This window comes from Kitasatospora sp. NPDC051853, assembly GCF_044452665.1.
Lineage (GTDB): Bacteria > Actinomycetota > Actinomycetes > Streptomycetales > Streptomycetaceae > Kitasatospora.
This window is the reverse complement of the sequence record NZ_JBITBY010000001.1, coordinates 147,662-172,279: the sequence shown is the minus strand read 5'-3', so window position 1 is coordinate 172,279 and position 24,618 is coordinate 147,662. Positions and strand designations below refer to the sequence as shown.

Below are 24,618 nucleotides of genomic sequence, written 5' to 3'. Positions count from 1 at the left end.
CTCGGTCGAGGCGGTCGAAGAGGTCCGGCCTGGCGACGGGCAGGAGAAGGCCGCGAACCGTCCGATCCGCGTCGCCCTGGCCGCCGCGACGGACTGCACGCGCGACATCCTCCGGCTGTGGGCCAGCGACGGCGGTGAAGGTCTTCGTAGCGGTGGTGGAGTCGGCGGCGGCCGGTCAGCGACGGCAGCGTCCGGATGGCGTGCCATGGAGTGGCATTGGAGGGATCTTGGGGTGCCCCCTGGCCAAGAGGGGGGCACCGCAGCGCCTGCCTGGTCATCGCCCGCGCCTTGGTGGAGGCGCTGGTCGCCTCCGCAGAGGCGGCCGGGATCTGGACCGATCCAGTCCGGGTTGTTCCCGGAGAACACCGCGAGCCTGGCCCTGCACGCCAAGGCGGGTTTCCGTGTCATCGGCACCAGGGAACGGATTGCCCGCCACCATGGCACGTGGCGCGACGTGGTGCTGATCGAGCGCCGCAACCCGGCCGTCAGCTGATCCAGCTGACCGTGGTGGTGCTCAGGAGCGGGCGTCCGGTGCTGGTTGACGGTTCCACAGCGTCTGGTACCTGGCCAGCTCGTCCGGGTCGAGGTCGCTGGGGCCGCTGATGCGCAGGCAAGTGGTGTCCCAGGGATGCTCACCGTCGGCGAGGGGTGTCAGCAGGACTCCGAAGGTGGAGGTGCCGGTGGTGCGGCCGGTCCGCTCGGACACCTCGTGGTGGCGCAGCTGCACGTAAGAGCGGAACGCCTCACGGGCCAGGCGGTCGGAGCGGGTGGAGCAGCCGGTGATGAGCTGCTGCTTGCCGTCGGGGTCGAGCATGCGGCGAAAGCGCCACATCCTGCTGCCCTCCTCCACGTCCTGGACTTCGTCGAGCATCTGGAGCAGGAGCTGGCCCCATTCGGTACGGGCGGAGACCGGCAGGGCGTCCAGGTCGGAGAGGAGGAGGTGGCGGTCGGCTTCCGAGGCGCCTGCGGGCAGGGGGCTGGTGGCGATGTCTTCGAGCATGATGCGGGTCATCAGGTGGGCGCGGGTGTCGTCCCAGCCGGCCGGCGCCTGGGGGAGCCGGGGCGCGGACCAGTGCGTGCCGCCGTCACCGACGAGGTCGGTGTCGATCGTGGCTGATTCTGCTTCGGCGTCGTCGGCTGCGAGCTCGTAGTAGCGCAGCGGCTCGCCTCCCAGGGTGATCCCGGGGTCTGTGGCAGCCCGGAAGAGGTAGTCCAGCACGGCCGTGGTGGAGCGCAGTTGGTTGAAGAGGAAGTCCCAGTCGCGCCTGGTGAGGGCGATGGAGGGCATGCCGGTCGGCTCCCAGGTGGGCGTGGTGTCGTCCGGTACGAGCGGGTGGTCGACCACCACGACGGCGATCCACTCGAAGGTGTCGCCGGATACCGTCATGGTGCGGCCTCGGCCGTTGGCCAGGTCGGCGGGGGCCAGCCGCAGGGTGCGGACCGTGCCTTTGGCCTGTCGCATGCCCTTGCTGATGTTCTTGTTGATCCACTTCCGCTCGCCGTCGTCGGCCTTGGGTGCGACGGTGCGGCACTTCACCTGGACGACCGCACCTCGGCTTCCGGCGAGGACTAGCCGGTCTCCGAGCTCGCGCCGGCCGGACTTCTTCTCGGCGATCGAGGGGTGGAAGACGAAGTCGGGAAGCCCCCAGGCTGCCGCGGCCGTGTGGGTGGCGATTTCCGCGCCGGTGCCGGGGTCGGTGTCCGGTGGCAGGGGCAGCGCGTCGGGGATGCGGCGGATGCACACGCCGGCCGGGGTCTCAATGACGAGGGTGACCTCGGCGCCGCCGCCAACGGGGTGCCACGTCATCTCGTGGTGTGGTCCGTCATCCATGGGGCCATTGCACACCGTGGCGGTGACATCGCCCTTGTCGGCCGCCGGAACCGTGCTCCTACGGCTTCGTCGTCTCCAGGACGACGCGGACTTCGGACGCATCCTCGCCGCCTACGGCGGTGTCCACATCGCTGCGTCGCTGGCCCGGGCCATGCCTTGGACGGTTACCGGCCCGATCGCGCCGACGTGATCGGCGCACTCATCTGCCTGGCAGGCGTCGCCGTGATCAGGTACGCGCTGCGGAGTCACCGAAGTACCTGCCCCGGCAGGGCAGGGGCTGTCCGGTCAGACTGCCGGACAGCCCCTGGCCTTACCGTCGGGTGCCTCGCACCGAGCGCACAAGTTCGGCGAACGCCCGTATCACGGCGGCGCGTTCACCCACCCTGGTGCCGTTCAGGGCGAGCGCGAGCGCGGTGACGAACGCGAGTGCCACGATGAACAGCAGCACGGCCACGATCCAGGGGGATACGGAAGCCAGCTCCGTGAGAGCGGACCACATGGGATAGGACTCCTTGACGGTGTGGGTGGAGTCATCCGTCGAAGGGGCACCCGTGCGGTGGCAGAACCCCAACGACGACAGATGACCTGTCAAGACGCAGGGCCCGAGGCTGCGTCCACACCATCGCGGTGTGTTCGTTGAGATCTGCGAGAGATCAAGTAACGCCCTGTTTGAGAGGGAGCGTTGCGCTCCCGGTCGCACAAGGGGCCGTCCTGCCCATCGCGGGCGAGACCCGAGGAAGCCGTTGTGGCTCCGAAGAAAACGTGGCCTGGCCGTTGCGGCCGGGCGGACCTGGGTTGGCTACTCCAGACAAGCACCCCGAGGGAATCCATCCCGCAGAGCCCCGGGGACAACCCGGGTGCGCCTCAAGTGATAGCACGTCAGTAGGAGAGCTGTCCAGAAGTGTTCTGTGTACGGCGAGAGTTGGCGGACCCCCCTGTCGCAGGCAACGCCTGGGTGATCAGTGCAGCAGGCCGGCAATCTCGGTGACGGCGGTGCGGCCCACCCCGATCAGAGTGGCGGAGGCGGGGCCGGTCCAGTCTCCATAGCCGAGCAGGTGGACGCGAGGGTCCTCCAGGCTGCGGGTGCCCTCCAGCGGGATCCGGCCGGCGTGGCGGTGCAGTCCGGCCGGGGCGAGGTCGGGCCGGAAGCCGGTGCACCAGATCACGGTGTCGGCTGGCCAGGTGGTGCCGTCGGCCCAGGCGGGCCCGGCGGGGGTGAGTCGGTTGAACATCGGATGGGCCGTCAGTCCGGCTTCGTGGGCGGCGCGCACGGGGGCTACGATGTCACCGAGGTCGGAGATGCGAGGTCCGTCGCCTTGGGCGCGGCGGGTGACGGGCGACCCAGCAAACAGTGGCTACGGCGTGGAGGTCGGCGGCGATCTGGGCACCAGAGTTGCCGCCGCCGACCACCACGACGCGCTGCCGGGCGAAGGTACCGGTGCCGCGGTAGTCGTGGGTGTGGAGCTGACAGCCCGTGAACTCTCCCCGGCCCGGAACGTTGGGGACGAAGGGGCGCCGCCAGCTGCCGGTAGCCATCACCAGGGCTCGGCTGTGCCAGGTGCCGCGGTCCGTCTGGACGGTGAGGTGCCCGGCGGGGCGGTCGACGTGGTGGACGCGGACGGGCCGGTGGACGGGTAGGTCGTACCGCTTCTCGTACTCGGCCAGGTAGGTGACGACGTGAGCGGCGTCCGGGTACTCGGCGCCGGGCTGCTGCGGCATCGGGCGGCCGGGCAGGGAGGAGTACGCGGTCGGGGAGAACAGCCGCAGGCCGTCCCAGTAGTGCTGCCAGGCGCCACCCGGGGCGTCGTTCGCGTCCAGGATCGCGAAGTCGAGCCCGGCGCGCCGCAGGTGGTAGTCGGCCGCCAGTCCGGCCTGGCCCGCGCCGACCACCAGGACCTGAGTGTGCCGGACCTCGCTCACCGCGCGGCGGCCGTTCGGCAGTGGTGGCCGAAGACCAGCGCGACCAGGGTCAACCCAAGGGCTGCTCCAGCGAGTTGGGCGCCCATGAAGCCGGGGACGGAGGCGGGGGCGATGCTGGCGAAAGTGTCGGTGAAGGCGCGGCCGACGGTGAAGGCGGGGTTGGCGAAGGAGGTGGAGGAAGTGAACCAGTAGGCGGCGCCGATGTAAGAGGCGACCCCGACGGTCGCGTCCAGGGAAGTGGTGTACGGGTTCCACCCGTTCCGGGGGTTTCGTCCCAGTAGCGGGTGTCGCCCGAGAACGTGAAACGGCCACCGGTTGATCCTTCGAGATGTCTGACGTCACGAAGAGGAGACCAACACAATGACCGCACCCGACAGTCTGCCCTTCGCCGCGCTCCTGGAGGAGAACCTCGCCTCGGCGAGTCCCGACTTGTTGCGCGCGATGGTGAAGACCTTCGCCGAGGCCATGATGTCCGCCGACGTGGACCGGGCCTGTGGCGGCGAGTACGGCCGGCCGAGCGAAGATCGCATCAACTCCCGCAACGGCTACCGGAGTCGGGACTGGGACACCCGGGTCGGCACGATCGACCTGGCGATCCCCAGGGTCCGCTCCGGCACCTACTTCCCCAGCTGGCTGCTGGAACGCCGGCGCCGGGCCGAACAGGCCCTGATCAGCGTTGTCGCGACCTGCTACCTGCTCGGCGTCTCGACCCGGCGGGTGGAAAAGCTCGCCGAGACGATGGGCGTCACCCAGCTCTCCAAATCCCAAGTCTCGGACATGGCCAAGCACTTGGACGACCGGATGGCCGAGTTCCGGGGCCGCCCGCTCGACCAGGGCCCCTACACCTTCGTCTGGGTCGACGCCCTCACCCAGAAGGTCCGCGAGGGCGGCCGCGTCGTCAACGTCCACTGCCTGGTCGCGGTCGGCGTCAACAACGAGGGCCAGCGCGAGGTGCTGGGCCTGGACGTCGCCACCAGTGAGGACGGCGCCGGCTGGCTCGCCTTCCTCAGATCCCTGGTCGCCCGCGGCCTGGGCGGCGTCAAGCTCGTCGTGAGCGATGCCCACGCCGGCCTGGTCGACGCGATCGGCGCGTCCCTGCCCGGCGCGTCCTGGCAGAGGTATCGAACGCACTACGCCCGCAACCTGCTGTCGCAGGTCCCGAAGTCCGCCCAGCCCTGGGTCGCCACGCTCCTGCGGACCGTGTTCGAACAGCCCGACGCGAAGGCCGTGCGCCAGCAGATGGCCACGGTCATCGCCACCCTGGACGAGCGATTCCCCAAAGCCGCGGAGCACTTGGAGCGCGCCCGCGAGGACCTGCTCGCCTTCGCCGCCTTCCCCCGGACGGTCTGGAAGTCGATCTGGTCAAACAACCCGCAGGAGCGGCTGAACAAGGAGATCCGGCGCCGTACCGACGTCGTCGGGATCTTCCCCGACCGGTCCTCCATCATCCGGCTGATCGGCGCGGTGCTGGCCGAGCAGAGCGACGAGTGGGCCGAACAGCGCCGCTACACCGGCTCCGAGATCCTGGGCCGCTGCCGCCTCCACCCGATCGAGGGAGAAGTCCCCGACGAGACCATCCCAACCGCCTTGACCGCCTAGCCTGAAACTGGATCACCGAGTGGCCGTCAGTACACCACTCCAGCGGACGTGACCGCCAAGCACCGGGCGGCGGTGGTCGGGAGGAAGTTGGGGAGGCCCTCGGCGAGTGCCCGTCGAAGGTCGAGTTGGAGTAGGCGAAGCACCTAGCCGTCCCAACCGACACTGATGCCGACGAGTAAACGGTCCGCCCCCAGCACAGGCTTACCGGCGAGGCCGAGAAGATCCACGTCGACTCCGACACCCGGTCCCTCGTGGTAGTTGGCCGCGCACCGGCAGCAGGGCTGTGGCGCAGTACGACAGCTAGGCGACGGTAGGTAAAGCCCGCGGAACGCAATGGAGTTGGACACAGAACGCGCCGAGCAGCTGCCTGCAGAGCTGACCCCAGATCGCTACGATGCTGGAGGGTTGAGAGCCAGCCGAGGGGAGATCGCTATCAAGGCGACAGTGTTGAAGGACTTGGACTTCGGTGCGCGAGTCGCGGAGGATGAGGCCACGGCCTTGGCTTCGTACTTCGTGGAGACCGAGCAGTGGAACCAGGTCTGGAACGACGACGTCGACATCGTCTACGGCGCCAAGGGGGCCGGAAAGAGCGCGATCTACGCGACGCTCGTCGCCCGGGAGCCGCAGCTCCTGGACCGCGACATCATCATCAGCCCGGCTGAGAACCCGCAGGGGTCTCCGGCGTTCTCCTCCCTTCCCAGGGACGAGAAGATCAGCGAGGACCAGTTCACCTTCCTGTGGAAGCTATACCTCCTCTCGGTGATCGTGGACAAGCTTCAGGACCAGGGAATCAACAACTCCGATGTCCGCGAGTTGGTCAAGACGCTCTCCGACGAAGGCGTCCTGCCCGGCCGGAGGGTGTCCCTCAAGAAGAAGTTGGCCAACGTCTGGGCCTACATCCGCAGGGACATCGGCGAGATCGAGCCGAACCTCGACGGCTTGGGCGGCGTGGTCTCGGGCGGCCTTCGTATCCAGTTCCGCGAGCCCACCCCCGGACAGCGATCCGCAGGTGCCGTAGCCGTGGACGACCTGCTGGAGAAGGCCGACAATGCACTCCGACGGGCCGACCTGAGCCTGTGGCTGCTGATCGACCGCTTGGACGTCGCCTTCGCCGGAGACCCAGACCTTGAACAGAGCGCGCTGCGCGCCCTGTTCAAGGTCTACCTCGACATGGGCAGCATCGACCGAATCAGGCTGAAGATCTTCCTGCGTTCCGACATCTGGAAGGCGATCACCGAGAAGGGCTTCCGGGAAGCCAGCCACATCACACGCGAGCTGACGCTCCAGTGGGACTACGACTCGCTGCTCCAGCTCACCACGCAGCGCCTCATCCGCAGTCCGAAGCTGCGTGCGTTCTACAACGTGCCCAATGTGACAGTGCTGCCGACTGACGACCAGCACGACCTCTTCCTGCGCGTCTGCCCGCCCCAAGTGGAGAACGGGCCCAACAAGCCGATGACCTTCGCCTGGTGCCTCTCCCGAACCTCCGACGCGAGCAAGCAGACCGCCCCCCGCGAGTTGATCCACCTCCTCTCCGAGACCCGTCTCGTCCAGCTGCGCCGACAGGAACTCGGGCAGAACGCCCCGGCCGGCAGCCAGCTCTTCGACGGGATCTCGTTCAAGGAAGCGCTCCCGGCTGTGTCGGAGGTGCGGCTGACGAAGACCATCTATGCCGAGCATCCTGACCTGAGGGAGTACATCAAGGCGTTGGAGGGACACAAGACCCACCACAACGCGCAGAGTCTCGCCAGCATCTGGGAGATCCCGGAGGAACAGGCGAAGACCATCGCTACGCAACTGATCGAGATCGGGTTCTTCGAGAAGAAGCCCCCGCAGGAGTTCTGGGTACCGTTCCTCTACCGACCGGCACTGGGCCTCGTGCAGGGTCGCGCCGACGGTGTCGGAGTTGACGCTGGTTCAGAGGAGTAGCGGGCTCCCACTCGCCACTTCGCGCTGCTCGACTGTCCCACCGAGAAGGGTGGGGTGTCCGGCCTTTGTCTACGAGGCCGGACACCCCACCCTTCTTGGTTACTCAGGTTGAACTCGCGATGTCGGTGGTCAGGGTGGGGCAAGGGTAAGCCCGGTCCCGGTCAGGCAGCCGTCGATGAGGTGCGGGCGGTACTGGATCTTCCGTAACCCTCGTCTGACCGTCCGCACCAGGTGCTCCGGGTCGGCGAAAGCGACGTTGGCCAGGAACCCCCGCCGCAGCAGCGACCAGATCCCCTCCACCGGGTTGAGGTCAGGGGCGTACGCGGGCAGTTGGTAGACGGTCAGCCAGTCCTGGGCGGCGATGAACTCCTTCATGCCGGCGGCCAGGTGCGTGTTCAGGTTGTCCCAGATCAGGACGATCGGGCCGTCGAGTTGGTGGTGCGCGGCGACGATCAGGTCGCGGTAGTCGGTCCAGGCGAAGCTCTTGCGGCCTTTGGCCCTGCCCTGACTGTCGTCCGGCCTGGGCCGATAGATCAGCCGGGATCGTTCACCGGGCTTGTAGCAGGTCAGGGCGGCGATCGAGACCCGCCGGCGGGAGCGGCCACGCACCCGGACGACAGGGGTGCGGCCGCGGCGCCCCCAGGTTCGGGCGCGCGCCGGCGTCATCGACACCCCGGCCTCGTCCTCGAACACCAGCCAGGCCCCGATCGTCGCCACTAGGCTTTTACCTGCGGCCACACCTGCTTCTTCCACACCTCGACCGCGCCCTCATCGCGCTCGATCGCCCGACGGAGCGGCTGCTGGCACGACCAGCCGTTGCGCCGCAACAGCTTCCAGACACCCTGGACCGTGTACGAGACATGGAACCGCCGGCCGATCACCGTCTTGATCCGCGCCAGCGTCCACCGCTGGTCCTCCCAGCCGTGCACCAACGGCCCCTTCTCTAATTCCCGCTCCAGCTGGGCGAACTGCCGCTCGCCCAGCCTCGGCGGAGACTGAGGCCCCTTCGACTCCAGCGCCGCCGAGCCACCTTCCCGCCAGGCCCGGCGCCACCGCTCGACCGATCGCACCGTGATCCTCAAGTCGCGAGCGATCATTTGGTTGCCGTCACCACGCTCGAACCGCTCGGCGGCATCAAGCCGCACCCGCTCCCGGCGCTGCTGTTCCTGGGCAGTGAACCCGCCCCCCTGCGCATATCGCACGACGAGGGCATACCCCCGGATCGGCACCTCTCAGCACCTACGACAAGGCAAGTTCAAGCTGAGTAACGGAGACGTGGGCCCTGCTGATCTGGGCGGGGCTGCTGCGGAGGTTGCTGGACTGTCGGCCGCTGGTTCACTGGACCTTGGTCTCGCCGCACGGGCACTGGGGTCCATTGCTGCCCCTGGTCGATCCGTTGGGTCGGCGTGGTCCGGGCGACGCGGGTGGGCTGTCCGCCGCGTTGCTGAAGTTGGTCGCGGTGGGCCTGGCGCTCGGCCTGGCGACCGGCTCGGCGGCGTTCGGCGAGGGTCGGTTGGCGGCGCTCCTCCGTGTGCGGCTGGTCGGACTGGACCGCCTCGGCCGTGAGCTGGCGCCGTTCGGCGAGCACTGTACTGACGTGTTCGGCGACGTGCTGTTGGGCCAGCGCGGCGTCGTCCAGGCGCGGGCGGCCAGCAAGCCAGGTGGCACCGGTCCGGGTGGCGACGGTGCGCAGGATTTCGGCCTGGTCGGTTTCGGGCAGGGTGCGGTAGACGTCGGCGGCGAGTCGGTGGAGGGCCTGCTGGTCGCTGTCCGTGGGGACCATCGCCGAGGTGCTCGGGGAGGTGGCGATGCGCCGGGCAGCGATGGCGGCTTCGGCAGCCTGCCAGTAGACGTAGTGGCCGGTACGGCCTTCCTCGATGTACGGGCCGGCGGGCTGGGCGGCAGTGTCGTCGGTGACCTTGAACTGGTCACGGTAGGCGGCGACGACGGCAAGCTGCTTCTGCCACTGGGCGCGCAGGGTGGGGTCGGTCGGGGCTTCGCCGAGGGTGCGGCTCCACTCCGGGCGGTGCTCCGCGGTGCGGTCTGCGAGCGCCGAGAGGCGGCTGGCGATCAGCGTGGTGCTCTCGGTGAGGTACTCGTGGTGGCGCGGGTTGGCGGCGGTGGAGGTGGGGACGGCGCTGATCCAGGCCGGGAGGTCGGAGCGGCCGGAGGCGGCGCGGGTGCGGGCGAGGGCCTGCTGCTGGGCCTGCTGGAGGAGTTCGGGCAAAGCGGTGCGGCCGGTCACGTCAGAGAGGGTGGTCTCCGCGGTGGTGCCGGTGTTCTCGATGGCCTTGAGAGTCCAGGCGAGGGTGCGCCAAAGCTCCGCTTCGGCACGGTCGTTCTGCTGGGCAGTGGTGGCCGGGGCTTCGGTGGCGAGGTGGCGGCCGATGCGCCAGGCGAGGACCTGGCTGAGGCTGTCGGCGCCGGTTAGCGGGCGGCTCTCGGCGACCTGGCGCAGCAGGGTGGCGGGTTCGTGGCCGGCGGTCTCGGCGCGGCGCAGGGCGGCGGTGAGGGCGGGCCAGGTGTTCTCGTTGCGAGCGCGGGTGGCGTGCTCGTTGCCGAGGACATCAGCGGCGAGGGCCTGGTGGCGGAGGGCTTCGGGGGCCTGCTGGTGGTGTTCGGGGGTGCCGTCGGTGGCCAGGGTGGTGCGGGCGGCGCGGGTCAGGGCGGTGACCGGGTCGCTCGCGCCGGTGGTCTGGGTGGCGGCGGTGGTGACCAGGGTGGTGGTGTCGCGGCCGGTGCGCTCGGCGGCGGCCAGGGCGCCGGCGAGGTGGGGCCACTGCGGGTGGGCGGTGACGCGGTCGGTGGTGGTGTTGAGCGTGGTGGCGGCGGTGGTGGCGTAGCGGTTGAGGGTGTCGGCGGAGACGTGCGGGTGCGCGTCGGGGGCCTGGGCGGCGGCGGGCGCGATGCGCAGGGCGGCCGGTTCGGCGGTCGCGGTCTCGGGGTCGAGGCGGTGGGCGGGCAGGCCGGTGAGCTGCGCGACCAGGGTGGCGTAGCGGGTGGTGTCGGCGGTGGAGGGGGCGTTGAGGTGGGCGGGGGCAGGGCGGTCCTCGGTGATGGTGTTCAGGCGCCAGGCGAGGGCCTGGGCCGGGGAGTCGGCTGTGGTCAGATCGCCGCGCCAGGTGGCGGCGGCGAGCAGTCGCTCGGGCTGCCAACCGGCGGCTTCGGCGGTGCGCAGGGCACGGGTGACGGCGGTCATGGCGTCGTCGGTGGTGATCTGCTCGGCGAGGGCGGGGCCGAACAGGCGGTGGATCAGCTGGTGGTAGTAGGGGGTGGTCAGGGTCTCGGTGGCGTGCTGGTGGCGGGGCACCAGGGTGGCCAGGGAGACGGATTCTTCCTGGGCGCCTCGGATGGTCTCGGTGGCGGAGAGCTGGGCGCCTTCGCGGCTCAGGACGCGCTCCAGCACCTCGCGGGCGGCGAAGGAGTTGGGGTCGTTCTTGGGCTGGTCGAGCTGCTCGTCGGTGTCGAACGGGAGGAGGTCGTGGGTGGCGGTGTAGAGGGTGGTGGTGTGGCGGGCGCGGCTGAGCTGGACGTACAGCTCCTCGCGGGTGGTGTCGTCGGTGACCAGCGGGTGGGCGGTGTCGACGGTGCCGCCCTGGGAGCGGGTGATGGTGGAGGCGTAGAGCAGCTGGACGTTGGCGGCGACGTACTCGGCGGGCAGGGTGAGAGGTCCGCGGTGCTCCAGGTGGCGGACCTTGAGGGAGCCGTCCTGGTGGCGCTTGAGGACCTCCCAAGCGTCGCCGTTCTTGACGAAGTCCGTGCCCCGGTTGGTGGTGATCTTGCGGTTGTTCTCGCGGGTGACGATCCAGTCGCCCTTGCCCGCGCGGTTGCCGTCGCGCAGCAGGACGCCGTCAGCCTCGACCTGGCCCGCGGCCACGCGGTCCTCGCGGGCGCGGGCGGACAGGGCGGTGACGTCGGTTCCGGTGCGGGCGCTGATCAGCGTGGTGCGGCCGGCGAGCATGTCGGCCTTCCAGCCGTCGTAGGCGGCCTCCACCATGGCGGTGCGCGAGCCGCTGACCACCCGCTGGTTGGCGAAGTAGAAGTCCAGCCCTGCGCTGTCGCCGGTGCGGATCTTGAGGGTGGCGGCCGCCTCGTCCTTGTTGTTGAACCGGTGGAGCGTGGTGAGCTCGACGGCGTCGGCTTCGGCGGCGATTAGCCGCAGCGCGCCGCCCGCTTCGACGCTGCCGAGCTGGCGGTAGTCGCCAAGCAGGCGGACGGTCGCGCCGTGCTCGGCGGCGATGCGGGTGAGGCGGTCCAGGTTGAGCGTGCCGGCCATCCCGGCCTCGTCCACCAGGACCACGTCGCCCGGGTTCAGGACGAAGCCGGCCCGGCTCGACGGAACGTTCTGGCCGCTGCTTAGCTGGGCGGCGTAGGTGCCGCCAGTGTGCTCCCAGAGAAACTTGTGGAGGTTCTCGGCGGGCTGCTTGAGGTCGCGGGCGAGGACGGCGGCGGAGGCTGCGGAGGTGGCGAGCGGGACGATCCGCTGGCCGGCTTGGTTGGCGACGTGGACGTACGCCTGCATCGCGGTGGTCTTGCCGGAGCCAGCCGGGCCGAGGCCGAGGGAGACCAGCCGGGTGTCGGTGGCGAACGCGGTGACGAGGGCGCGCTGGCCCTCATCGAGTGCACGGTTGCGGGCCTCGAAGCCGTCGATCGCGGCGCCGACGAAGGCCGCGCTGAGGCCCTCGTTGACGGGGGTGAGGGCGGCGTCGACCAGGCGGCGCTCGGCGTCCAGGATGGCGGTGCTGGTGTAGCGGGTGGAGGCGTGCTGGACGAACACGGAGTCTCCGTTGGCCCGGCGCAGCTCCTTCGGTTCGTTGAGCAGCACCGGGGTGTCGATACGGACGCTGTGCGCCGGGGAGACGGCCTCAGTGACGATCGCCTCGACCAGCTGCCGGTGCTCGGTGGTGCCGGTGGTGGGGTGCTCGGAGCGGGCCAGGCGCTCGGCGTGGGCGCGCAGGTTCCACACCGTCCACACCGCGCGCTCCTCGCCGACGGCGGTGATCACGGCTGCGGCCAGGGTGGGGATCTCGACTGGCTTAGGCTCCTCCTGCTGAGCGGCAGCAGGGGTGCTTTCGGGCGCGGGGACGGCCGCCATCACGCGCTGGACGATGCCCTGGCCGTGGGCGGTGGTGACGGTGTGGGTCCAGTCGGCGCGCATCTCCTCCAGGGAGCGGGCGGCCTTCTTGCCCTCGCGGGTGTCGAGGTTGGCCTGGCGGGCGAGCTGGTGGGTCATGCCGCGGGACGGGTCGTGTCCGTGCTCGCGCCGGTACTCCCGCAGGAGCTGCTCGTAGCGGGCTTCGATCTCGGTCCGGCGGGAGGAGAAGTGGGTGATCGCCTCGACGGGAACGCCGACGATCTCGCGCACCGGCTGGCGCTTGGTGGCGGAGTCCTCGCGGGCCTCGAACTGCACGCCGAGCCGGGCGGTCAGCTCGGTCTCGAACCGCGAGTTGTAGAACTCGGAGGTGGCCACGGTCATCGCCAGCAGGCCGCGGGCGTCCAGCGAACGCCACTTCCCGTCGATGCCCACGATCTTGTTCGCGACGACGACATGGGTGTGGAGGTTGGGGTCGCCGGCCCGGGAGTCGTAGTGGTCGAACGCGACGGCGACCAGGCCCTTGGTGTCGATCTGGGCCTGGCCGGTGCTGCCGGTGCGGGTGTGCGCAGCATTCTCCTCCAGCAGCTCCAGCGCGGCATCGCGGGCGGCGTCGTGGGCCGCGCGGACGGCGGCGCGGACCTCCGGGCGCTCGTCCAGCGCCCACAGCACCGCAGCGGACTTCACCGGGGCGAAGACCAGGTCGAACCCGGCGATGGCGGCCCGCTGACGGCGTGACTCCTCGTGCTGGACCTTCTTGATCTCGGCGCTGGTGGGGGTGCGCCGGGTCTCCTTCTCGATGACGGCCAGGCGCCGCTCGACGCGCTCGGCGAACGGGTCCAGCGGCTCGTACTCGGGGTACTTGCGGCCGAGGGTGGCGGCCTTGATCGCGGCGGCCTGGACGGCCTTGAGCTGGTCGTCGTCCATGTCGGCGCGCACGTTGGCGGCCAGGTGCTCGGCGATGATCCGCTCCGCGTCCGGGTGCTGCCCGAGACCGAACAGGTGCTTCATCTGCTGCTCGGTGACGGTGGTCCCGTCGAGTCCGAGCAGGGGCGCGCCGCGGCCGAGCCAGACGCCCGCCGGGTTGCCCTTCTGGGTGTAGTACTCCTCGGCGGACTGACCACGCTGACGCTGTACGTCGCCGCCCGCGACCTGGCGCGTCAGGTAGGTGTAGCCGTTGCCGGCACTCAGCTTGTGGATGGTCATCAACGCGACCACCCCCAGCTTTCCGAAACCCGGATGAGGGTGGGCGTGGCAGCTATTCGAGCCGCCGTTCCACCTGCCTCATCAAATGCCATGGGAGCACTTTAGCCCCGCGCAGCGGACCATGCTCAGAATATCTGCAAGAGGTGTCTGGATGGCTTGGTAATGCTGACAGATGGGCAGCTCATGGCGCTTGCAGTGCCGATCCCGTGACGTGCATCTCGGTTTCCCTATCGCCCTTTCTCGATATTTATCGACGTTTATTGAGAGGGATTCAAAGGGGCTTGCAGCCTCGGTTTTTTTGGCTATGTTCGATGCATGAGTGGACGAATTTCGGCGTCGCGAGCCAGTGCGGCTCGGGCGGCGCAGCAGGCGAAGGCAGCACGGGACGCAGAGCGTCTCCGGCGCGAGCGGCAGGTGGAGTCGGCACTGACTGACTTCTACGAGCAGACGGGGAGGGCGGAGCAGTTGCGGGCGGCCGCGAGCGCCCGAGCGGCGAAGGTCCTGGCGGACGCGGAGGCGGCGGCGCAGGAGCCGGAACGGCTCGCGAAGCTGGCCGTTGTGACGCTCCAGGATCTGGGTGAGCCGCGCGATCAGATCGCGGAGCTGACGGGGTTGTCGCTGGTGGAGGTCCGGACGGTCCTGGCGGAGGCTGCCGGTGGTGGGAAGCCGCGCAGGGACGGGCGCGGTGCCGAGACTACGGCGGTGGCGGAAGCCGGTCCGGTCGCCGCCGTGGCCGGCTCCGACCGTGTCGGGTCTGGTGAGTCCGATGGCACGGGAATCGCCGGGGCCACGCAGCGGTAGGAGTGGGACGGCGACGGCGCTGCCGACCGTGGCTGGTCGGCAGCGCCGTCGTGGTGTTCAGCGGCTGCTACTCGGCGGCCGGCGGGTTCCAGAAGGTGTCGAAGTCCTTCGGGTCGTAGCGCTTGCCGTCCTCGGTGTCGGCCGGGTGCGGTACGGGCTGGCCGGCTTCTTGGGCGCGGGCGATGCGCTTGCTGATCGCGCTGATGCTGACGCCGTAGTGCTTGGCCAGCTCGGTGGCGGAGCGGGGAGGCCCGGCGAGCCAGGCACGGTGCTCCACACTGCCCTGCTCGTCGTAGCCGAACTCGCGCAGCACGGCGCGCTGCTCGGCGCTCGGCTTGCCCTTGGCAGGCAGGTAGCCGAGCTCGACCAAGACGGCGGTCGGCTCGGCACCGAGCGGGCCCGACTGCGGGAGGTAGCCGAGCTGCCAGAGCAGCGGCAGGAGGGTGGCCGCGGGCCACACCCGGAGGCGGCCGACCTTGCCGGAGCTGAGCTCGGCGATCTCGGGCCTGCGCACCAGGGTCTTCACCGCCTCCTTCCCCTTGCCGGTCAGGCGCTCGATCATGGCTGTGGTGAGCACGTCGAGCACGGGCGGCGCGGCCGGCGGCGCAGCGGGGGCGGGCGGCTGGGTGGCCCCGCGGGGGCCGGTACGGCCAGCCCGTCGGCCGAGCCACGCCTTGACCTCTCCCCAGTTGTAGGTGCCGAGGGTGTCGGCCGCAGGGAACGGGTCACTGCTGGTCCGGTAGGTGGAGGGCAGTCGGCTGACGGTCTCGCGCTTGTTGCCGGTCCGGTTCGCGATCTCGGTGAGGGTGACCCGGTCGCTGTCCTGCCCCGGCAGCTCCTGCGGGTTGACGCGCGCGGCCTGGTGGTCGCGCATCCACCCGGCGACGGCTTCGCGCGGATACCGCTGCTCGCGGTGGTCACCAGACTCGTCGGGAGCGGGCCAGCCCGGCTCCTTGGTGAGGCGGCGGACGGTGGACTCGGACAGCCCGGTCGCGGAGCTGATGTCAGCGACGCTGAGGGTGTCGGCGGTGGCGGCGTCCAGCCGTTCGGCGAGCGTCGGGGCGGGGGCCATCGGCAGGTCTCCTTGGGGTGGTTGTTCAAAGGGGAGAACCCTCCCCGGCTCGACATGCACTAATCTACCGGCGCGAGGTAGCGGTCTCTCGGGATCGGTCTTCGTGGGAGGGGGCCAGCGGCTTGCCCAAGCCGGCCCATCGAGGTCGGTACGGCTCCGGCCGTGCTGCTGGCCCCCGTCTTCTTCTCCGCTCACGCCGCGAGCGCGACCGGAGGCGTGAGGTCGGCCCGGTGGTGCAGTCGTTCCCACCACGCCCCGAACGCCGGTCGTTCCTTGTCCTCGACCCCGGCGGGTGCGAGGGCGAGCGTCATCTCGATCGCGGGGTATCCGCTGGTTCGGGAGATGACGTCGGCCCGCGTGATCCCGTATCGGTCGGTGACGGCCCCGCCCACGCTGAGGGCCGCCAGCGCGGCGACGGCGTCGGCCCGGCTCCCGGTGAACCTCGTACGTACGCTGCGCCAGGCGGCGCCCTTGGCAGCGGGGTCCTCACGGCGAGGGTGGATGATCCGCCGGACCTCGTAGACGCTCCAGCGCTGCCGCCGGAGGTGCTCCTCGAACTCGGCGAGGACGTCGACCAATCCGTGGCTACGGACGAGGTCGTGGGCGGCGACGGTGCCGTAGAGCTTCGAGCGCGGGTTGAGGGCGAGGGCGGTGTACTCCAGCGCGAGGGCCTGAGCTCCGACGGCCGGCTCCGCGCGCCAGCGCTCGACCAGCTCGGCCCGCCCGCGCCGACCCGCGGAGAAGGGGCAGTAGCCGCACGCGGACCGCGACCACGGCTCGCCGAAGCGGTCGAGCAGGTACTGCTCGCACCGGTGGCGGTCCCAGCCCCAGTCGTTGATCAGCGGGTACTCGGGGATGCGACCGAGCGCGGTGAAGGTCTCGTCCCGCGCGGCCCGGCGGAGCTCCTCGCTGGCGAAGCCGAGGACGTGCCGGAAGGGTCGGCCCCCGAACTCGTCGCCCAGCCACCCGTCGAGCACGTCTCCCTTCGAGTGCAAGCTGCACAGCCTGCGTTTGGCCGCGATCTGGGGGACGGTACCGCTGGCGCGGAGTTCGTCGGACAGCCGCCAGGGTCCCCGGGTGATCAGTCGGCGTGGGGTACGGGAGTCGTCCAGCACGGTGTAGCCGCCGCGCTGGCTGGTCCGGCTGAGCTGGACGAAGCGCGTGCCGGTGTCGCGCAGCAGCGGCAGCAGGTGTTCCTCGGTGAGGCGCCGGGTGATGTCCGGCTCGTCGCCCGTCATCGCGGTCAGTACGGTCAGCCGGTCGAGCGGGAAGGTGCGGGTGTCGGGCTCGGTGAGCCATCGGACGGCGATGGCGGTGCTGTCCACTCCCATGCCGAAGCTGAGGACGACTGGGAGGCCGGCTCCGGTCGGTGCGGGGTCGGTGCGGATCATGCCGCGCACGCGCCCGTACGGTGCGGGAGCGTACGGGGTGCGGCTCCGTACGGGCGCAGGGCCCGTACGGGGGCGGGGTCCTCGCGTTCGGCGGCTTCGATGATCTGGGCCATCGACAGGTCGCGGCGGAAGGGGACGCCGATCTCGTCTTCGACCAGGGCGTAGTCGAGTGCGGTGTCGGGGGCCATCCGTGCGGCGGTGATGAGGGCGTTGCGTCCGGCGAACGGGCACAGGCGGCAGCTCAGGCGGTCGAGCCGCTGGTAGGCGGGGTGGGGCGGGATGCCGCTGGCCCGTACGGTCTTCCACACGGCGTCGGTGCTGAGGTCGTGGATGGGCAGCCAGGTGGTGACCTGGCGTCGGCTGGAGCTGGCGGCGCGGTCCGGAGCGACGGCGGAGCGGCGGGCTCGAACGGTGCTCTCGGCGGCGCGCAGGCCGAGGGCGGTGACGATGCGGGCGGGCCGGCCGGTGATGCCAAGGCGGCTGGTCAGCTCGGTGTAGTACTTCCGGGCCACGTCGCGTTTGAGGTAACTGCGGCAGAAGGGGGTGCTGAGGCCGGGCCAGCGGCCCCGTGCGCGGACCAGGTCGAGCAGGCCGCCGCTGGCGCGGCGGCGGATCTCGAAGGGCAGTCCGTAGGTGGCGGCTTGCTCGGCGGCGAGGGCGGGGACGCCGTCCCACTCGGCGTCGCCGAGGTCGAGGTGGAGCACTGTGGTGCGTTCCAGCATCCGGTCGGTGGCGGTGGTGGCCCATAGGTGGAGCATCGCGGCGCTGTCCTTGCCAGCACTGTTGTTTAGCACGTAGGCGTCGGCGTCATGCAGCTGCGGCGGTATGTGGAGGGTGGTGCTCATGGGCGGGTTCCTCGTACGGGTTGGGTGCGGGTCGGGAGGCGGGGGTGAGGGGCCGGTCGTCGGCGTCGCGGGGCGTACGGAACGGGCTGAGGGTCGGCGGCTCTGCCGTACGGCCGGGCTGCTCTTCGGCGGGCTCGGGTTCCGTACGGCGGTGGAGCGTGCGGGCTTCGCCCACGCGCTTCTCGCACCATGACCGGCTGTAGCCGGTGCTGGTGGTGAGCTGGTCGTAGTCCGGGCGCCAGTCGGGGTCGGCGCGCATCGCGGCGAGCAGTTCGCTGATGACGCGCAGTCTGGTCGGCCGCTTCGTCGGCGGCCGGGTGGCCGGCCGCTCGTCGGGGCGGTCGGTCTCGGCGTCGTCGGCCGGTTCGACTGGGGCTTCGGCCTGGTCCTGGTCGTCCGGGAGGTCCGGGGCGAGGTGGGGTGGTGGGTCGTCGGCGGCCTGGTGCTCGTCGGTGTCGGGTTGGGCGGGCCGGGGCGGTGCCGGGGTGGTTGGGCGAGCGGAGGGGCGGGACTCGATGATCCCGGCGGCGGCGAGGAACGCCAGGCTCGGCCAGGCGGCCATCACGTATCCCCAGGGTGTGGACTGTGCGACGGCCAGGTTCGCGGCCAGGCTCATTGCGACGCCGAGGACCAGGACGCCGCGGGGCCAGCGGGCCGGTTGCCTGTGTCGGTTCCGGCGGCGGATCTCGGAGACGGAGCCGAGGGCCATCAGTTCGACGGACACGGCGATGGCGTAGGCGACCCATCCGGTCTGGCCGGCCGCGGTGGCGGTCTGGACGACGTGGGTGAAGGACACGGCGAACGCGCAGATGCCGAGGATGCCGACGGTGATGTCCGCGGTGAGCGCGTCCCTGTCGGGTCGGGTCGGGGTCACGATCTTCTCTCGGTTTCGTGGGCGGGTGCGGCCCGGTTGCCCTCCGGGCCGCACCCGTTCGTGGGTCGGGGTGGATCGAGACGTCAGTGCGCGGTGCTCAGGTGCTGGCGGCGTGCGTCGTCCACGTAGCCCTTGCCGGAGGACTTGACCGACCACTCGCCGCAGGTGCACGCGGCTTTGGAGTAGGCGCGGCCGGTGCAGCCCGGGGTCAGGGGCTTGCCGCTGGTGGTGTGCCTGTGCTCGGGCGGGCAGGCGGTGCCGTCGGCGTGGTGGTCGGTGCGGGGCGCGCGGGGCCGCGCAGCCGAGGTGGTGTCGTTCGGTCGGTGGGCCCGGGGCGGGGCCGGGTGGCCGCTGTTGCTGGTTCGGGCGAGGGATTCCTGCTGGGCATCCCACTCCGCTTCGGTGAGGGCGTCGCCGACGCAGAGCGGCTCGGTGTGGTCGTACCAGGTCTTCCGGTCGCCCTCGACGATGCGTTCGGCCTCGGTCTCGGCTGCGTCGGCGGTGGGTGCGAGGACCGGCACCAGGTGCACGGTGATGACGTCGATGGGGACGATGTACTTGGGCATGCTGATGTCTCCTGAGGTGATCGGGGAGTGGCCGGAGGCGCGGTGCACCGGTGCGGTTCAGGCCGCGGGGCCGGCCAGGTGCTCCCAGTGGTGTCCGTTCCAGAACTGGGTCGTGGCACCGGGGGTGAGCGGCAGGCCGAGGGCTTCGCGGACGTGGTGGCGGTCGTCTGCGGTGGCGGGTATCGGGATGGTCCCGCTGATGGTGATGGTGCGGTCCGGGGCGACCTCGCGGAGCAGGGTTCGGCCTTGGAGTGCCTGGGCGCGGAGCGAGCGGCCGACGTTGAACTCCTCGATCAGCAGGTCCAGTAGCAGGGAGAGGCTGACGGGTCGGCTGTCCAGTCGGCAGGCGGCGGCGAACCGGGCGAGGTCGGTCACGTCGAAGTTGCCGTGGGGGACGAACTCCGTGGCGTCGCCGTCGCCGTAGTTCTGGGCGGTGCCGATCTTGCGGGCTCCGTGGCTGACGGTGGCCAGGAAGGGAGTCGCCCGGAGGAGGACCAGTTCCTGGCAGCTGGTGATCTCGTAGGTGGGCTGGTCGGGGGTCTGGAGCCCGGTGTGGGGCAGGGTGGGCACGTGGTTCCTCTTGGTGGTGCTTGTTGGGTGAAGGTGGGCAGCAGGGGGCGCCGCGCGGGGTTGGGCCGGGGTGCGGGGTCGATCCCCGCAGCCCGGCGCTCCCGGCCGGGGCCGCCCGGTTGCGGGCGGCATGGGCCGGCGGGCGGTGCGGCGGGCTGGTGCTGCGGCGGGTCGGCTGCGGGAGGGGTTGGGCCGGGGTGCGGGGTCGATCCCCGCAGCCCGGCGCTCCCGGCCGGGGCCGCCCAGCTTCGCGCTGGGCGGCCGTTGCTCCGGTCAGCCGGGCTGGTCGGCCTCGGCGGTCTCCGTCAGCTCGCGGACAAGGGCGTCGATGGCGGCGGTCGTCTTGCGGAGCTGGGTGAAGGCTGCGGCGTCGCGGTCCTCGCGGAGCCTGTAGTAGTCCTCCTCGTCGTCGGGTGCGACGGGGAAGTCCTTGCGGTCGGCGTTGTAGGACGGCAGTCGCGCGCGGAAGTCGGCTTCCCAGTCCTCTTCCCAGGTGATGACCTCGGCTACGAGGGTGCGCAGTCGTTCGACGGTGGTGTTCACGGTGTTCCTCCGGCTGGCGCTGGGCTGGTGGCGGTCTGTGCCGGGCCGCCCGGCCCCGGTGGGCCGGGCGGCGGGGCGGTCACAGGGAGGCGGCCAGCTCCATGGCGCGGATGCCGAGCGCTTCGAACTCGTGGGCCTCGTCGGCGTCGACCAGGGTCTGGGCGACGGAGGTGACGGCGTGCATCACGCCACCGGCGGAAAGGTCCCCGCCCTGGATGAAGTGGGCGAAGATGTCGGCCCGGCGCTCCTCCGTGAACTTCAGCCGCTGGGCGACGGTGGTGATCGTGGCCTCCGGGCTCTTCACCCGGGTCGCGGCCGTCTCCTGGATGGAACGCAGCTGCTGGACGACATAGGCGCGGTCAAGGAAGGTCGAAACGGCGTCGGCGGTCTGGGAGGTGACCAGATCGAGCGTGCGGGCCTGGGTGGTGTTGCTCCACCGGATCACCCCGTCCTGCTGCTTGCCGCCGACGTGCACGGACCGCATGACGTCCTTGGTGATGGTCATGCCGTTGTCGCAGACCTGGACGACCAGCCGGGGCACGATGGTGAACGCCCCGCACCCGGTCTCGGAGTTGGAGATCTCGAATCCGGCGAAGACGGTGGGGTTGTCCGCGCCGCGTGCGCCGCTGAACGGGCTCCGGTAGTCCCGCAGCAGCTCGGGGGCGTAGGCACTGACCTGCGGAGCGGTGATCTTGACGTACATCCGCCGGTCCGTCAGGTCGCACTTGTCCAACCGGACCTCGACCCCGGCGTCCCGCACACCCTGGAGCGCGGCGGTCAGGATGTCCAGGTTCTCGATGATCCGATAGCTGGGGCTCAGGAAGGCGCGGGCAGTGCCGGTGTCCTCGCCCTCGGTGGGGCTGAGGGTGCGGACCATGAACGACTTGTCGGCGCGGCTCTGGTGGCTGAGCCACCCGTTGACGTTGGCATCCCACAGGTGGGGGGCCTCGATCCGGGTCTTCCGCAGGTAACCGACCGGAATGCCGAGCTTCTCGGCAACGCCGGACTCGCACACGTCGGTGAGGCGGAACTCAGCAGCCTTGCGGCTGACTCCGTCCGGGGTGAGCTCGTGGTCCGCGCCCTCGATGACCAGTCGGCCACCTTCGGCGTGGATGTTCTGCACGGGGGCGATGACGTCGGTCTTGCGCGGGTGCTGATCGCGGAGAATGTCCACGATCTCGTGGAGGTTCGCGTTGCGGGTGGAGGTCCTGGCCAGAGTGATGGTCATGTGAGAGCCCTTCGCGCGGGATGGTCGTACGTGGGTGTTGGCCGGGGTTGCCCTCCCCGTCCAACAAGAACAATATTACCTCGTTAAGGGTTTTCGGTCAACCCTATTGCCGCGAGCGTTCCGCTGCGGCGTCTTCGCCCGGCATCGCACAGGAGGGCGGAACGATGTGGGGTTTGGCTCGGCCCGGCTACGCCGGGCCGAGCGGCGCGCCTCAGCGGAGCCCGGCAGCCCAGAGCTGGCCCGCGAAACCACGGGCGACGTCGGCGAGGTCGTCACGGTCACGCGTCCACGTCGGCATCTGGCCGTTGCGGACCTGGGCGCCAGGGTCCGCCCACATCGCGCCACAGAACAGGGCATACTCCTCGCCCGGGGCGGGGATGCGCAGCTCCCACGTGCCGAGTTCCTCGCATACGACCTGGACGGCGTAGGTGCGGGCCCCGTGGACGATCACGACGGTGCGCGGGGCGCGGGGGATGCCGAGTTCGGTGAGTCGGTGGTCGAGATCGACGGCGACGGCGAGGCGCTCGGCGTAGGGGAGGTCGGCGATGGCGTCGGGGGTGAGCCAGCACCAGGCGCAGCCCGGCCCGCTGCTGTGGCCGCACTCGGCCCGCTTGGTCGCGTTGATCTCTTCGAGGCGGACGCGGTCGAGAGTGATCGTCATGTGATGACGCCTTTCGGTCGGTCGATCGTGGGTGCTGGTCGGGGTTGCCCTCCCCTTCCAACAGGATCAATATTACCTCACTAGGGGTTTCTGGTCAAGCTTGAAGGCGTGGATCCGCACGCCGGTCAGCCGACTGACGGACCGTCAGATCAACGGGCGCACCTCCCCCGTCCCCCCGATAGCTGCCTGGGGTCCGGGGCAAAGAGGCCGCCCGGGTCAAGGGCCGGCCGCAGGTCGGCGGCGCAGCCGCGCGAAGCGCCCTCGAGGCGGGCGGCCGGCCCCGGATACTGGGCCGCGGAGGGGGGCCGGGGGAACCGCGCAGCGGGGCGCCCGGCAAAAAGGACGCAGCGCCGAAGGCGCTTCCGCTTCCACCGCCGAAGGCGGCCGGCGGCGACAGCCGCCCAACAACACCACCGCGCCAACGGCGCGACCGACAACGGCACCAGCCCCCGGCGGGCGCTGGGGGCTGGTGGGAGAGCTTGGATCAGCTGGGTGCTTCTTCTCGCTCTTGACTGGGGGCGGCGGGCGCGAGTGCCGGGTGGGTGGCGGCGATGCGCCGGAGGCGGCTGCGGGCGTCGGCGCGGGCGGCGGGGCTCGGCGACTCCAGGCTGGCCTCGGTGAGGTAGTGGGCGAAGCTGGCGAGCGCGGCGGGGGTTGGCAGGATGATCCGGCGCGGTTGGAAGACTGCCGCCGGGTCGCCGAGTCGGCGCGCTGCGGTCCACGCGCGGTAGACGTCGCGGTCGGCGGGGGTGAGCGGCTGGTGGCCGGAGAGGCGGGCCCCGATCCAGTCAGCCAGGAAGCCTCCGACCTCCACCACGGTGGCGGTCGGGTCGGCTCCGGGGGTGCGGAGGCGGGTCCAGCGGTTGATCCGGGTTTCGAGCGCGGCCAGCTGATCGACGGCCGGGCGAAGGTCGTTGGCCTCGCGGGTGGCGCGGGTCAGCTGCTGGTCGGCGGCGGCGCGGAGGTAGCGGGCCTGCTGGGTGAACCGCTGGGGGTCCATTCGGTACTCGTTGATGATCTTCTCTCCGACCTCCTTGGTGCGGGCGCGGGCGCTTTCGGTCGCCAACTCGTAGGTATTGCGGTGGAGTTGCCCCCATGGGTCGCGGTCGACGGGTGCGCCGGTCGGGGGGATGGTGATGCCGTCGTAGATCCACGTGTTGTAGACGGCGAGTCGGTCGGTGTAGCCGCTGGGGTTCTCATCCGGGTTGTAGCGGCCGGAGGTGAACCGGAGTCGGGTGTAGGCGTCGGGGTCGCCGTTCTCTCCGGGTGCGGCTTCGGGATGGAGGGTGATGGTGCCGGTGACGTGGGGCGCGCGGACGGTGTAGTAGGTGAGGCCGGTCTCTGCGTGTTCGACCTCGTAGCGCAGCAGCAGGCGGGCAGCGGTGTGGGTGGTGATCAAGAGGTCTCCGGGTGGGCGGCCGGGCCGTGGTGGCCCGGCCGGCCTGGGTCGGTCAGCTTCGGGGCGTGGTGCTGGGCAGGATGGGCGGCATGCCGTGCTGTTCGGCGGCCTGGTTGATGGCCTTGGGCAGGCGGAGGACCACGACCGATTGGAGCCACAGCAGTCCGCCGAGGACGGCGAGCAGCGGGTAGGTGATGAGGAATTGGTCACGGAGGGTGCAGACGACGGTGGCGGTGATGACGGCCAGGACGGCGGCGAACGTGCCGCGTTGGATGGTGTTGATGGTGCTGGTCAGCTCGCTCGGGGGTGGTGTGGTGGGCATGGTCGGGCCTTTCGTCGGCGGTTTGCGGCAGGTGGAAGCGGGAGGGCCGGGCCCGTAGTGGCAGGGCGGGGTGCCTCACCCTCCCGTGGGGACGGTGCCGAAGTAGAAGGTGGGGAGGATGGTCAGCAACGGCATGGGGCTGTCGGGGTGGACGTCCTCGGGCTTGTAGTCGTCGCACGGCATGGCCGCGCTGATGAGGAGGCAGTCCTGGCCGACGTAGTCGCGTCCGATCCACCGGGAGGCGTAGACGGTCTGGGGTAGCCACGAATGCTCGGCGCTTCGCCGGATCGGGGCCAGCATGACCTCCGTCAGGTCCTCGGCCGTGGGCGGTAGGGCGTCCGGCTCGCGCCAGCGCCAGACCGGTGGTTCGTCGCCTGCCGCCTTTGAGTGGATCGGGTTGTTCCGCATGGCCCAGCGCACGAACGGCAGGGTGGGAGCGTGGCTGTACCTGCTCGGGCTCCGTCCATGGGAGAAGTAGCGTTCGTAACGCGGGACCCTGGCCGCGCCCTGGTAGCGCCAGACCAACCGGAACTCGCCGCGCCCGCGCGCGGTGTCGGCAGATGTCGTCACCACCCATCCGTCACCGGTGTTGGTCTCGTCGGCCGGGGACCACTCGGCCATGGCGGTCCAGCCGTGTTGGCGGGCGTAGGCGACGACGGCGGCCACGGTGGCCGGTGGCTTCGCGGGAACCGTGCGGGCTGGTACGGCGGGGGTGCCGCTGGCGGGCTCTGCGTCGGGAGTGGTGGTGCTCAAGCTGTCCTCTCGTGGA

20 protein-coding genes and 4 pseudogenes are annotated in these 24,618 nt (G+C 70.6%); 5 read left to right on the top strand and 19 right to left on the bottom strand.

The genetic code is table 11. The features are described 5' to 3' along the window. Positions 1–276 precede the first annotated feature (276 nt). Positions 277–493, top strand: a pseudogene (locus ACIA8O_RS00855) (GNAT family N-acetyltransferase); the annotation flags it as partial. Between the two features lie 21 nt (positions 494–514). On the opposite strand, the gene ACIA8O_RS00850 reads toward ACIA8O_RS00855, so the two are convergent. Beyond that, complete coding sequence (locus tag ACIA8O_RS00850) at positions 515–1,831, bottom strand: hypothetical protein (RefSeq protein WP_396292124.1); 1,317 nt, start codon at positions 1,829–1,831, stop codon at positions 515–517. Between ACIA8O_RS00850 and ACIA8O_RS00845 the strand changes: the two are divergent. Further along, positions 1,796–2,080: pseudogene (locus ACIA8O_RS00845) on the top strand (YnfA family protein); the annotation flags it as partial. The gene ACIA8O_RS00850 and the pseudogene ACIA8O_RS00845 overlap by 36 nt on opposite strands. Positions 2,081–2,141: 61 nt before the next feature. On the opposite strand, the gene ACIA8O_RS00840 reads toward ACIA8O_RS00845, so the two are convergent. The 3 genes and pseudogenes from ACIA8O_RS00840 to ACIA8O_RS00830 form a co-directional block, all read right to left on the bottom strand. Continuing rightward, positions 2,142–2,285: a hypothetical protein gene (locus ACIA8O_RS00840; RefSeq protein ID WP_396292123.1), complete on the bottom strand. Its 144-nt coding sequence runs from the start codon at positions 2,283–2,285 to the stop codon at positions 2,142–2,144. A gap of 505 nt (positions 2,286–2,790) precedes the next feature. Continuing rightward, a pseudogene (locus tag ACIA8O_RS00835) lies at positions 2,791–3,751 on the bottom strand (NAD(P)-binding domain-containing protein). Next, a pseudogene (locus tag ACIA8O_RS00830) lies at positions 3,748–3,978 on the bottom strand (aquaporin family protein); the annotation flags it as partial. The pseudogenes ACIA8O_RS00830 and ACIA8O_RS00835, both read right to left, overlap by 4 nt. Positions 3,979–4,111: 133 nt before the next feature. On the opposite strand from ACIA8O_RS00830, the gene ACIA8O_RS00825 reads away from it, so the two are divergent. Beyond that, positions 4,112–5,350, top strand: a complete 1,239-nt coding sequence (locus tag ACIA8O_RS00825; protein ID WP_396291331.1) for an IS256 family transposase — start codon at positions 4,112–4,114, stop codon at positions 5,348–5,350. Between the two features lie 333 nt (positions 5,351–5,683). Beyond that, on the top strand, positions 5,684–7,279 hold the full coding sequence (locus tag ACIA8O_RS00820) for a P-loop ATPase, Sll1717 family (RefSeq protein ID WP_396291330.1): 1,596 nt from the start codon (positions 5,684–5,686) through the stop codon (positions 7,277–7,279). A 129-nt stretch (positions 7,280–7,408) separates the two neighbouring features. On the opposite strand, the gene ACIA8O_RS00815 is transcribed toward ACIA8O_RS00820, so the two are convergent. The 3 genes from ACIA8O_RS00815 to mobF are packed head-to-tail and all read right to left on the bottom strand — an operon-like array spanning position 7,409 to position 13,577. Then, positions 7,409–7,996 carry a transposase gene (locus ACIA8O_RS00815; protein ID WP_396291329.1) on the bottom strand — a complete coding sequence of 196 codons (588 nt, stop codon included), beginning with the start codon at positions 7,994–7,996 and terminating at the stop codon, positions 7,409–7,411. Then, on the bottom strand, positions 7,996–8,481 hold the full coding sequence (locus ACIA8O_RS00810; protein ID WP_396291328.1) for a winged helix-turn-helix domain-containing protein: 486 nt from the start codon (positions 8,479–8,481) through the stop codon (positions 7,996–7,998). The genes ACIA8O_RS00815 and ACIA8O_RS00810 overlap by 1 nt, the downstream gene beginning before the upstream one ends. A 53-nt stretch (positions 8,482–8,534) precedes the next feature. Further along, a complete protein-coding gene (gene mobF / locus ACIA8O_RS00805; RefSeq protein ID WP_396291327.1) occupies positions 8,535–13,577 on the bottom strand; it encodes a MobF family relaxase in 5,043 nt (1,680 codons plus the stop codon). A 315-nt stretch (positions 13,578–13,892) separates the two neighbouring features. On the opposite strand from mobF, the gene ACIA8O_RS00800 reads away from it, so the two are divergent. After that, positions 13,893–14,378: a hypothetical protein gene (locus ACIA8O_RS00800; RefSeq protein WP_396291326.1), complete on the top strand. Its 486-nt coding sequence runs from the start codon at positions 13,893–13,895 to the stop codon at positions 14,376–14,378. A 67-nt stretch (positions 14,379–14,445) separates the two neighbouring features. On the opposite strand, the gene ACIA8O_RS00795 is transcribed toward ACIA8O_RS00800, so the two are convergent. The 12 genes from ACIA8O_RS00795 to ACIA8O_RS00740 form a co-directional block, all read right to left on the bottom strand. Next, positions 14,446–15,450, bottom strand: a complete 1,005-nt coding sequence (locus ACIA8O_RS00795; RefSeq protein WP_396291325.1) for a hypothetical protein — start codon at positions 15,448–15,450, stop codon at positions 14,446–14,448. 191 nt (positions 15,451–15,641) lie between these two features. Continuing rightward, the gene (locus ACIA8O_RS00790; protein WP_396291324.1) at positions 15,642–16,850 is read right to left on the bottom strand and encodes a hypothetical protein; all 1,209 of its coding nucleotides are present in this window, start codon (positions 16,848–16,850) and stop codon (positions 15,642–15,644) included. After that, positions 16,838–17,686, bottom strand: a complete 849-nt coding sequence (locus ACIA8O_RS00785) for a phosphoadenosine phosphosulfate reductase family protein (RefSeq protein WP_396291323.1) — start codon at positions 17,684–17,686, stop codon at positions 16,838–16,840. The genes ACIA8O_RS00790 and ACIA8O_RS00785 overlap by 13 nt, the downstream gene beginning before the upstream one ends. After that, a complete protein-coding gene (locus ACIA8O_RS00780) occupies positions 17,649–18,560 on the bottom strand; it encodes a DUF2637 domain-containing protein (protein ID WP_396291322.1) in 912 nt (303 codons plus the stop codon). Before ACIA8O_RS00780 ends, ACIA8O_RS00785 begins: the two co-directional genes overlap by 38 nt. 83 nt (positions 18,561–18,643) lie before the next feature. Then, positions 18,644–19,126 (bottom strand): hypothetical protein, encoded by a 483-nt coding sequence (locus ACIA8O_RS00775; RefSeq protein WP_396291321.1) that lies wholly within the window; start codon positions 19,124–19,126, stop codon positions 18,644–18,646. Positions 19,127–19,183: 57 nt separating this feature from the next. Further along, positions 19,184–19,696, bottom strand: coding sequence for a hypothetical protein (locus tag ACIA8O_RS00770; RefSeq protein WP_396291320.1), 513 nt, complete (start codon positions 19,694–19,696; stop codon positions 19,184–19,186). A 273-nt stretch (positions 19,697–19,969) separates the two neighbouring features. Next, the gene (locus tag ACIA8O_RS00765) at positions 19,970–20,239 is read right to left on the bottom strand and encodes a hypothetical protein (protein WP_396291319.1); all 270 of its coding nucleotides are present in this window, start codon (positions 20,237–20,239) and stop codon (positions 19,970–19,972) included. A 79-nt stretch (positions 20,240–20,318) separates the two neighbouring features. After that, positions 20,319–21,467 carry a DUF932 domain-containing protein gene (locus ACIA8O_RS00760; RefSeq protein ID WP_396291318.1) on the bottom strand — a complete coding sequence of 383 codons (1,149 nt, stop codon included), beginning with the start codon at positions 21,465–21,467 and terminating at the stop codon, positions 20,319–20,321. A 211-nt stretch (positions 21,468–21,678) separates the two neighbouring features. Continuing rightward, the gene (locus tag ACIA8O_RS00755; protein WP_396291317.1) at positions 21,679–22,128 is read right to left on the bottom strand and encodes a hypothetical protein; all 450 of its coding nucleotides are present in this window, start codon (positions 22,126–22,128) and stop codon (positions 21,679–21,681) included. 484 nt (positions 22,129–22,612) lie between these two features. Further along, a complete protein-coding gene (locus ACIA8O_RS00750; RefSeq protein ID WP_396291316.1) occupies positions 22,613–23,527 on the bottom strand; it encodes a hypothetical protein in 915 nt (304 codons plus the stop codon). 52 nt (positions 23,528–23,579) lie between these two features. Beyond that, on the bottom strand, positions 23,580–23,849 hold the full coding sequence (locus tag ACIA8O_RS00745) for a hypothetical protein (protein ID WP_396291315.1): 270 nt from the start codon (positions 23,847–23,849) through the stop codon (positions 23,580–23,582). Positions 23,850–23,924: 75 nt separating this feature from the next. Continuing rightward, the gene (locus ACIA8O_RS00740; protein WP_396291314.1) at positions 23,925–24,602 is read right to left on the bottom strand and encodes a hypothetical protein; all 678 of its coding nucleotides are present in this window, start codon (positions 24,600–24,602) and stop codon (positions 23,925–23,927) included. Between the last annotated feature and the right edge of the window lie 16 nt (positions 24,603–24,618).

What these genes read in the sequence shown, in the direction of transcription:
- ACIA8O_RS00850 (WP_396292124.1), bottom strand. Translation starts at nt 1,831, where the DNA reads ATGGATGACGGACCACACCACGAGATGACGTGGCACCCCGTTGGCGGC.
- ACIA8O_RS00825 (WP_396291331.1), top strand. Translation starts at nt 4,112, where the DNA reads ATGACCGCACCCGACAGTCTGCCCTTCGCCGCGCTCCTGGAGGAGAAC.
- ACIA8O_RS00820 (WP_396291330.1), top strand. Translation starts at nt 5,684, where the DNA reads ATGGAGTTGGACACAGAACGCGCCGAGCAGCTGCCTGCAGAGCTGACC.
- mobF (WP_396291327.1), bottom strand. Translation starts at nt 13,577, where the DNA reads ATGACCATCCACAAGCTGAGTGCCGGCAACGGCTACACCTACCTGACG.
- ACIA8O_RS00800 (WP_396291326.1), top strand. Translation starts at nt 13,893, where the DNA reads ATGAGTGGACGAATTTCGGCGTCGCGAGCCAGTGCGGCTCGGGCGGCG.
- ACIA8O_RS00795 (WP_396291325.1), bottom strand. Translation starts at nt 15,450, where the DNA reads ATGGCCCCCGCCCCGACGCTCGCCGAACGGCTGGACGCCGCCACCGCC.
- ACIA8O_RS00785 (WP_396291323.1), bottom strand. Translation starts at nt 17,686, where the DNA reads ATGAGCACCACCCTCCACATACCGCCGCAGCTGCATGACGCCGACGCC.
- ACIA8O_RS00775 (WP_396291321.1), bottom strand. Translation starts at nt 19,126, where the DNA reads ATGCCCAAGTACATCGTCCCCATCGACGTCATCACCGTGCACCTGGTG.
- ACIA8O_RS00760 (WP_396291318.1), bottom strand. Translation starts at nt 21,467, where the DNA reads ATGACCATCACTCTGGCCAGGACCTCCACCCGCAACGCGAACCTCCAC.
- ACIA8O_RS00755 (WP_396291317.1), bottom strand. Translation starts at nt 22,128, where the DNA reads ATGACGATCACTCTCGACCGCGTCCGCCTCGAAGAGATCAACGCGACC.
- ACIA8O_RS00745 (WP_396291315.1), bottom strand. Translation starts at nt 23,849, where the DNA reads ATGCCCACCACACCACCCCCGAGCGAGCTGACCAGCACCATCAACACC.